Origin of the sequence: Chamaesiphon sp. GL140_3_metabinner_50 (assembly GCF_025361915.1) — a bacterium.
Classification (GTDB): Bacteria; Cyanobacteriota; Cyanobacteriia; order Cyanobacteriales; family Chamaesiphonaceae; genus Chamaesiphon.
This window is the reverse complement of sequence record NZ_JANYJC010000251.1, coordinates 26597-32929: the sequence shown is the minus strand read 5'-3', so window position 1 is coordinate 32929 and position 6333 is coordinate 26597. Positions and strand designations below refer to the sequence as shown.

General features: G+C 46.2%; 7 protein-coding genes. 1 reads left to right on the top strand and 6 read right to left on the bottom strand.

Going from position 1 to position 6333, the window contains the following annotated elements; translation table 11 throughout:
* Window positions 1-197 precede the first annotated feature (197 nt).
* The gene (gene rpe / locus Q0R35_RS12720; RefSeq protein ID WP_295618595.1) at window positions 198-887 is read left to right on the top strand and encodes a ribulose-phosphate 3-epimerase; all 690 of its coding nucleotides are present in this window, start codon (window positions 198-200) and stop codon (window positions 885-887) included.
* Between the two features lie 204 nt (window positions 888-1091).
* Here the strand turns inward: rpe and psbM are convergent, their stop codons facing one another.
* The 6 genes from psbM to Q0R35_RS12690 all read right to left on the bottom strand — a co-directional run bounded on the left by psbM (window position 1092) and on the right by Q0R35_RS12690 (window position 6271).
* A complete protein-coding gene (psbM, locus tag Q0R35_RS12715) occupies window positions 1092-1208 on the bottom strand; it encodes a photosystem II reaction center protein PsbM (RefSeq protein WP_295618591.1) in 117 nt (38 codons plus the stop codon).
* Window positions 1209-1369: 161 nt separating this feature from the next.
* Window positions 1370-1666: a 2Fe-2S iron-sulfur cluster-binding protein gene (locus Q0R35_RS12710; protein WP_295618588.1), complete on the bottom strand. Its 297-nt coding sequence runs from the start codon at window positions 1664-1666 to the stop codon at window positions 1370-1372.
* Between the two features lie 206 nt (window positions 1667-1872).
* A complete protein-coding gene (locus tag Q0R35_RS12705; RefSeq protein ID WP_295618586.1) occupies window positions 1873-3468 on the bottom strand; it encodes a TolC family protein in 1596 nt (531 codons plus the stop codon).
* A 67-nt stretch (window positions 3469-3535) separates the two neighbouring features.
* On the bottom strand, window positions 3536-4888 hold the full coding sequence (locus Q0R35_RS12700; protein WP_295618583.1) for a TIGR03279 family radical SAM protein: 1353 nt from the start codon (window positions 4886-4888) through the stop codon (window positions 3536-3538).
* A gap of 122 nt (window positions 4889-5010) precedes the next feature.
* Window positions 5011-5514 carry a ubiquinol-cytochrome c reductase iron-sulfur subunit gene (locus tag Q0R35_RS12695; RefSeq protein ID WP_295618580.1) on the bottom strand — a complete coding sequence of 168 codons (504 nt, stop codon included), beginning with the start codon at window positions 5512-5514 and terminating at the stop codon, window positions 5011-5013.
* Between the two features lie 55 nt (window positions 5515-5569).
* Complete coding sequence (locus Q0R35_RS12690; protein ID WP_295618577.1) at window positions 5570-6271, bottom strand: DevA family ABC transporter ATP-binding protein; 702 nt, start codon at window positions 6269-6271, stop codon at window positions 5570-5572.
* Between the last annotated feature and the right edge of the window lie 62 nt (window positions 6272-6333).

The following is a 6333-nucleotide window of genomic DNA, read 5'->3' as shown; positions in this document are numbered from 1 at the left end:
GAGCGGGGAGCGGGGAGCGGGGAGCGGGGAGCGGGGAGTAAGGAGTAATTTGGATTAAAAATCCCCCCGTCCCCCCGTCCCCCCATCTCCCAACTCCCATCTCCGAACTTAGCGAATTAGTTCCTCACCCCTGTTAAAATTAAATAAACTGTTAAAGTTTTTACAAAAAACTTAATTTTAGGAGAACTGTGGTAACCATGAGCCAAAAATCCCTGGTAATTTCCCCGTCGATCCTTTCGGCAGACTTTAGCCGCTTAGGTGAAGAAATTCGGGCTGTGGATGCTGCTGGAGCCGATTGGATTCACGTTGATGTCATGGATGGACGGTTCGTACCAAATATTACTATCGGCCCCATGATTGTGGAAGCCGTTCGTCCCCACACCAAAAAGATTATCGATGTCCACTTGATGATCGTGGAACCAGAAAAGTACGTGGCTGATTTTGCCAAAGCTGGTGCTGATATTATTTCTGTCCATGCTGAGTACAATGCTTCCGCTCACCTGCACCGTACCTTGGGACAAATTAAAGAACTTGGCAAACAAGCTGGTGTCGTCCTCAATCCCGGTTCGCCGCTAGAACTAATCGAATACGTCCTCGACTTATGCGATTTAGTTTTAATTATGAGCGTTAACCCTGGTTTTGGCGGTCAAAGCTTTATCCCTAGTGCGGTCACCAAAGTTGCTAAATTGCGTCAAATATGCAACGAACGCGGTTTAGATCCTTGGATCGAAGTCGATGGCGGTCTCAAGCCAAATAATAGCTGGCAAGTCATCGAAGCTGGTGCAAATGCGATCGTCGCTGGTTCGGCAGTATTTAATGCTCCTGACTATGCCGAAGCAATTAAAGGCGTTCGCAATAGCAAGCGTCCGGAACTAGTAACTGCCTAATAACCCAAGTTGCGAGTCTATGGGTTTTTAGTGAGATGGGTGTTAGGTTTTAGGTATAGCTATTAGTAGCCAGTAGGGTGGGCAGTGCCTACCAGCTAGGCTTGAGGTCGTTATCTCCTAAATCCTAGATCTTATTGCCTTAAAAAAGACTGCTGAGAGTAAATCTCTTAGCAGTCTTTTGTGTCGATTAGAAATATTAAATATCTATGAATCAGAACCAGTATCGCGACTATTGGTTTGAATAAAGAGAATAATCAGGAAAATTGTTGGCACTAGGACGAATAACAGGCTGGCGACAAAACCTAAATCGTTAGTTTGCATTAGCGTAATTCCTATAAAGTATTATTATTGCTTACCTGTACTAGAATATCATTTTCAGAGAAGGTCTAGGCAGTAGGGTAAAGATTTAACATCCTGCGCTCGATCGCTACATCCAGCCAGAGAGGAGTAGATATATCCTCGCTAGCGATCTGGAGCCGAAACTAAGGCTTAGTATTTACGCACACTGGGCCATTGACGATGGTTTGACACGCAAGGCGATAGTTATCGGGTTTTTTTGCCAATTTACGGTTCTCAAAATCCGTACGCGGCGAGAGATTTTCCATCCCTTCAACGATCTCCACGCCACACATCCCACATTGACCGTAGCCACCACAGTTCATCAGCTTCCCTTTGAAGGTGTAGATATCAATTTGGTTTTGCACCGCCTTCTCGCGCAGATTTGACCCCTGTGCGACGATAATTTCCTTGTTCTCTTTGATAAATTTAATCGCACTCATCTCATATACCCCTAAAAATAATTTATGCCCTATTAAGGATTATTAAGATATTTGACAGTTTTGCCAAGGGGGTAGATTAGGTATTAGGTTTTAGGTGTTAGGAGTTGAAGAGAGGATATGAGTCAGGATCGAATTATCGACTGCTTTGCCTAATACCTAATACCTAAAGCCTAATACCTAAAGCCTAATACCCATCTCCCATCTCCTTACTCCGCTAACAAGGTCGCCGTCCGGAGATTAGACAAAGAGCGATTATAGTTGATAATTGCAGAGATGCGATTACCACGAGCGCGGGCGAGTTCGGTTTGGGCTTGAATGACATCGGTTTGAGTGCCGACCCCTGCTTGAAAGCGCAGCCGAGCTAGTTTGAGGCTTTCTTCGGCTTGCTGGAGTGCTTGGGTAGCGGTGCCGATGTTTTTTTGATTGGAGCCGAGGCTATAGAAGGCTTGCTCGACTTCAAACCGAATTTGATTGCGGTTGGTAGTAAACTGATTTTCAAAAATAGTTTGGCTGATTTGCTCGCGGTCGGCACCCGCTCTGGCGGAGCCACCATCGAAGAAGTTCCAGCTTAATTGTGCGCCAAGGCTGTAGTTGTCTTGGGCGGCAACAGAGCTGCTCAGGCTCTTGCCCAGAGTATAGTTAGCAAATAGATTAACCTGTGGCGAGTCAGCCGATGCGGCAATGATGCCTTGTTGTTCGCTGATGCTGCGGAGCACGAGTTGTTGCTGGAGTTCGGGGCGATTTTTTAACGCGGTGACGATGCTATCTTCTAGCGAGTAGCCCCAGCTACCTAATTCTTTGACCGGATCGGCGGCTCTAAATTCGGTGTTGCTATCGACAACCAAAATTTGGGCGATGCGTTTGCGAGCTGTCTGTTGTTGACCTTGAGCGTTGGTCAGATCTTGATTGGCGGTAGCCAGTTGAACTTGAGCGCGGAGGATGTCAAATCTAGTGCCGACACCAGCTCGCTCTTGAAGTTGAGCGTCGCTCAAACTGCGGGTGGCATCTCGCACGGCGGCTTGGTTGATGATGACTAACGAATCGGCAGATTGGAGATCGTAATAGGCACTATTGACTTGACCGCGTACGAGTTGCTCGATTCTGACCAAGTCGAGTCTGTCGAATCTGACTTGTTCTTCGGCGGCGCGAACTTGACTCTGATTGCGACCCGCACTGAGGATGTTGTAATTAGCTTGCAGCGTCCCGCTGGCATCGGTGCTATTGGAGTTGCCAAATTGAGGCTGGTTGCCAATAATTAGCGGCGAACCCTGATTTTGGAGGGTGCCTCTCAATCCAACTGTAATGGCTTGAGCGGCTTGAGCTTGGCGAATTCCGGTTTGCGATCGATCGACTGTTAAACGTGCGGCTTGAATTTGACGGTTGTTGCGAAGAGCCAGATCGAGTGCTTGTTGCAGGGTAATCGATTGGTTGCCTGTAATCTGTACTTCAGCCCCGGTTTTGGGCAGGTTGAGATTGTTGGGCAGCTTAATATCGGAGTACGATGCTGGGGTGGTGGTCTTTTGGGCGAGGTGCGTGGGTGGATTGAGGTTGGCTCGGTTGTTGGTAGCTAATTCTAGACTGTAACGGATGCCAACTAAATCTAGAGTATTGGCTCGGACGGGGGCAATTTGTCCCAAACTACCTACACTCACTGCAATAATCGCCCAAATCGCTTGTAATCTGATGACACGTTGCTGCTGGCTGTGAGTGTACCTAATCTGTAAGTTGGCGGTTCGACTCAGTTTTCGGTAAGCGGCAATGCGGGTATCGAGTAGATGGATGAATTCGATCGAGGTTAGCATATTTGATTTGTTGATAAAATTGCTAGAAGAGAGGGGATGCGATCGGGCGATCTCATCGCCCCAGATATCAGCTATTAATCCCAGATCTATTTTCCCCTAGTTTCTCCAGAAAATCTGGAATCCCACTGACAGGAATGAGGGGAACTTGTAATTTTTGGGCTAATTCGCCGAGTGTAACATCATCGAGAAATTTATCTTCGTCGTGTTTGAGCATGACGCTAGGAATCAGGATGCGATCGCCTAAATCTCGCCCTGGCAGCTCGGCAAGTAAATCTTGCCCGGTGACTAGCCCGGTAACTGTCATCTGTTGCCCCCAATATTGACTGGCAATGGCGACTAAGTTAACCTGTAGACCTGGTACTTGGTTTAACTGGTTAACGATGGGCTGGAAGGCATTCTCGACGGCATTGCCGACGACCCAGGTACAGGTGTGAGGGGGATTTAGTTCGGTAATCTCCCATTCGGCAATTTCTTGGGCAAATTCATCCAAGAAGCGACGAATCGAACCGACACCGTTGCCGAGTTGGGGATAATCTTCATAATAATCGCTGGGGGGTAGCTCTATGCCAGCAATTAGATACCATTCATCGGCTAACCAGACGAAGGTAGAACCAAATTTTTCTTTAAATTCTTGTTGCAAGCTCTCGACTTGGGCGATAACAACTCTGGCGACTTCCGGCGTGACGGGCGAAAGTTCGGTCAGGTTGGGACGAAACCGCGTCAAGCCGACGGGAACGACGGCGACAGAAGCCACGGCAGGAGTATCGCCATGATGGAAGCTGGCTAAATCGCGGATGGTACGTTCCAGATGCGCGCCGTCGTTAATCCCCGGACATAATACTACCTGAGCGTGAATTTCCAGGCGGTGAGACTCAAACCATTTCAGTTGGTTCATAATCTCGCCCGCACGGGCATTTTTCAGCAGTTGCGATCGAATTTCTGGCTCGGTAGCATGAACGGAAACATACAGGGGCGAAAGCCGCATCTGGGCGATCCGATCCCATTCTTTGGTGCTGAGATTGGTCAGCGTTAAGTAGCTACCATATAAGAAGCTCAACCGATAATCATCATCTTTAAAGTATAAAGATTCGCGTTTTCCGGGAGGTTGTTGGTCGATAAAACAAAAGGGGCACTTATTATTACACTGAATCAACCCATCGAATAAAGCCGACTCGAATTCTAGTCCCAAATCTTCGTCATAATCCTTCTCGATCTCGATCTGGTGCGCTTTTCCCTTAGCATCTAATACTTCTAAATCCAGCAATTCATCCGCACATAAGAACTGATAATCGATCAGATCGCGCGGCTTTTGACCGTTAACTTTAACCAATCGATCGCCAGGAGTAAATCCAATTTCTGCCGCGATCGAATCGGGAATAATTCCGGTAATCATCGCCGGACGAATTGCATTTTCACTCATGAGGGGGAGAGGGGAGTAAGAAGTAAGGAGTAAGGAGTAAGAAGTAAGAAGTGTAATTATTGAAAGCCTGGAACGCAGTTCCAAAGCCTGAAGCCTAACACCTAACACCTAACACCTAAAGCCTAACGCCTAAAGCCGCGTCCAGATGGAGTATTCTGGTTGGGTTTTGGTGGGGCGACGATTTTAACTAGGACTTGGGTACCAACAATTTTAGCAGGATAGGCGGTTAAAGGCTTGGTTGCGGGGCCGTTGATGACTTCGCCGTTGGCTTCAAAGTTGGAGCTATGACAGGGACATGTATATTTTTTCTCCTCAGCTACCCATTTTACATCACAACCTTGATGGGTACATTTAGGATTGACAGCAATTAACTTTTGAAGATTATAAGGATTTCTTAAAACTGCAACTTCTTTAGTCTGGAGATAGCCATTTTTTTCGAGATCGGCAACGGTACCAATGACTGTAAAACCTGGATCTATTTTACTCGCATCTGGTTTAGCCGGATCTCGATCGGTAGTAGTTTGAGCTATCGATTTATTGGGAGTGCAGATTGCTAAAACTATGGGAAAGCAGCTAGTCAGCCAACCAATACTAAAACACCTAAGGAATGAGCGACGTTTCATCATTATTAAGGATCGATCGAATACTTCAATTTTAACTAATTTTTGTTCGCATCCATATTTAAGTTGCCTTGACTAAATTTGGTGCTGGTGCTAGTTTGCCATCTTCCATATACACGATCGAATCGGCGATATCTAAAATCCGATTGTCGTGAGTTACGAGTAAAATCGTACAGCCTTGTTCTTTAGCCAATTTTTGCATTAAATTTACCACATCGCGCCCCGATCGTTTATCTAATGCGGCTGTCGGTTCGTCTGCTAGCAGAATTTTAGGCTGGCTCACGAGTGCCCTCGCGATCGCCACTCGTTGTTTTTGCCCGCCGGATAAGTTGTCTGGATAGTAATTTACCCGATCGCCTAGTCCTACTAATTCTAACATTTTAATCGATCGATCGGTCATTTCTCGGACAGAATATTTAGCATGTAATTCTAAGCCCATTTTAACATTTTGTAATGCAGTTAAGCTCTCATGTAAATTATGGGCTTGAAAGATATAGCCATGATGCCGACGGGCGAGTGTCAATTGTTTTGCCGAAGCCCCACACATTTCCGTTCCCAGCACTTTCAAACTACCCGATTGTGCCGATCGCAACCCACCGCATAGAGTTAATAGTGTCGTCTTACCCGAACCAGATGGCCCAGCCATAATGATAATTTCTCCAGCATTTATTTTGAGATTAATATCGAATAATACTTGTCTGCGAAGTTGTCCTACGCCGAAGTAGTGATTGAGGTGAGAAATGGAAATTATTCGTTCTCTCATAATAATTAATTTTTGAAATTGATATTAAATAATACTTGTTTGCGAAATTGCCAATAAGATCG